Origin of the sequence: Mycobacterium sp. 1482292.6 (genome assembly GCF_001672995.1) — a bacterium.
Classification (GTDB): Bacteria; Actinomycetota; Actinomycetes; order Mycobacteriales; family Mycobacteriaceae; genus Mycobacterium; species Mycobacterium europaeum_A.
Genome location: NZ_LZKV01000126.1, coordinates 1 through 2,111 on the forward strand (window position 1 = coordinate 1; position 2,111 = coordinate 2,111).

At 71.0% G+C, this 2,111-nt stretch carries 1 protein-coding gene; it reads left to right on the forward strand.

The window, feature by feature from the left end:
• A partial coding sequence (locus tag A5624_RS13320; protein ID WP_156749007.1) for an acyltransferase domain-containing protein occupies window positions 1–2,111 on the forward strand: 2,111 nt, incomplete at both ends.

Genomic DNA, 2,111 nt, shown 5'->3' on the forward strand with positions numbered 1-2,111 from the left:
AACGACGACCCGACCGGATCGGTCATCCGGGGCACCGCGACACCGGCGGGCAAGACGGTGTTCGTCTTTCCCGGCCAGGGCTCGCAATGGCTGGGCATGGCAATCGAATTGCTGGACACCGCACCGGTATTCGCGCAGCAGATCCGGGAGTGCGAAGAGGCCTTCGCCGAATTCGTCGACTGGTCGCTGACCGACGTGCTTCGCGGCGTGCCCGGCGCTGCGAGCCTGGACCGCGTCGACGTTGTGCAGCCGGTGCTCTTCGCGGTGATGGTGTCGCTGGCCGAGCTGTGGAAGTCGGTCGGGGTGAACCCCGACGCGGTGATCGGCCATTCGCAAGGGGAGATCGCGGCCGCCTACGTCGCCGGCGCGCTGGCGCTGCGCGACGCCGCCCGGGTGGTCACGTTGCGCAGCAAGCTGCTGACGTCACTGGCCGGCCCCGGCGGCATGCTGTCCATCGCCTGCAGCACCGAACGGGCGCGGGAGCTGTTGGCGCCGTACGGGAACCGAGTCAGCATCGCCGCCGTCAACGGCCGCTCGGCCGTCGTGGTGTCGGGCGAGGTGGCCGCGCTCGACGAGCTCGTCGGCTTCTGCGCCGACCTCGAGCTGCGGACCCGGCGCATCGACGTGGACTACGCCTCGCATTCGGTTGAGGTCGAGGCGATCCGCACCGACCTCGCCGAGGTGCTGTCCGGCATCGAACCGCGCTCCACGCGCATCGCGTTCTTCTCCACCGTGACCGGAAACCGCTTGGACACAGCCGGATTGGACGCCGAGTACTGGTACCGCAACATCCGGCAGACCGTGCAGTTCGACCAGGCGGTCCGCAGCGCCTGCGAACACGGCTACCGCACATTCATCGAATCCAGTCCACACCCCGCCTTGGTCGCCGGCATCGAAGACACCGCCAACGACAGCCTGCCGGGTGACACCGCGGCCATCGTCGTCCCCACCCTGGGCCGCGAGGACGGGGGACTCGAGCGATTCCTGAAAGCGGCCGCCACCGCGTTCGTCGCGGGGGTCAGCGTGCAGTGGCGCGGCGCGCTGGACGGCGCGGGCTTCGTCGAGCTACCGACGTATGCCTTTGATCGGCGGCGTTTTTGGCTCTCCGGGGAGGGCATCTCGGCGGACGCGTCGGGCTTGGGGCTCGGCACCAGTGGGCACCCCCTGTTGAGCGCGGTCGTCGAGCTGCCGGCCTCGGGCGGGGTCGTCCTGACGGGCCGTTTGTCGCCGAGTCTGCAGGGCTGGCTGACCGATCACGCCGTGTCCGGCACGGTCGTGTTCCCCGGATCCGGCTTCGTGGAGCTGGCGATTCGCGCCGGCGACGAAGTCGGCTGCTCGACGGTCGACGAACTCACGCTGCAGGCGCCGTTGATGTTGCCCGCCGAGGATTCCGGGTCGGGCTCGGTCGCCGTGCAGGTGGTGGTGGGTCCCGCCGAAGAGTTCGGTCAGCGCGCGGTGTCGATCTTCTCGCGCCCCGACACCGGCTCGGGTTGGGTGGGCCACGCCGAAGGAACGCTGAGCCCCGGCTCGGTCGAGCCGGGTGCGGACCTGTCGGCCTGGCCGCCGGCGGGAGCCGTCAAGGTCGACGCGGCCGACGGCTACGAGCAGTTGGCGGCGCGCGGCTATGGCTACGGCCCGGCCTTCCAGGGCCTGACGGCGACGTGGGTCCGCGACGACGAGGTGTTCGCCGAGGTGCGTCTGCCCGACGCCGCCGGCGGCGTCAACGGGTTCGGCGTGCACCCGGCCTTGCTGGATGCGGCCATGCACGCACTGGTGGTCAGTCACCAGATAGCCGGCCAGACCGACGAAGTGGTGTTGCCGTTCTCCTGGCAGGGCGTGTCGTTGCATGCGGCGGGGGCGTCCGCGGTGCGCGTGCGCATCGCCCCGGCATCGGCGCCGGAGTCCGCTTCGACCCTGTCCAGGGCGGTCTCGATCGAGCTGGCCGACGGATTGGGCTTGCCGGTGCTGTCGGTGCGCGCGATGGTCGCGCGTCCGGTGAGCGAGCGGCAGCTGCGCGCGGCCGTGTCGTCCTCGGGGCCGGACCGGCTGTTCGAGGCGGTGTGGTCACCGGCCGCAACCACGACCGGTGACGCCGAGCCGCCGGTGCACGA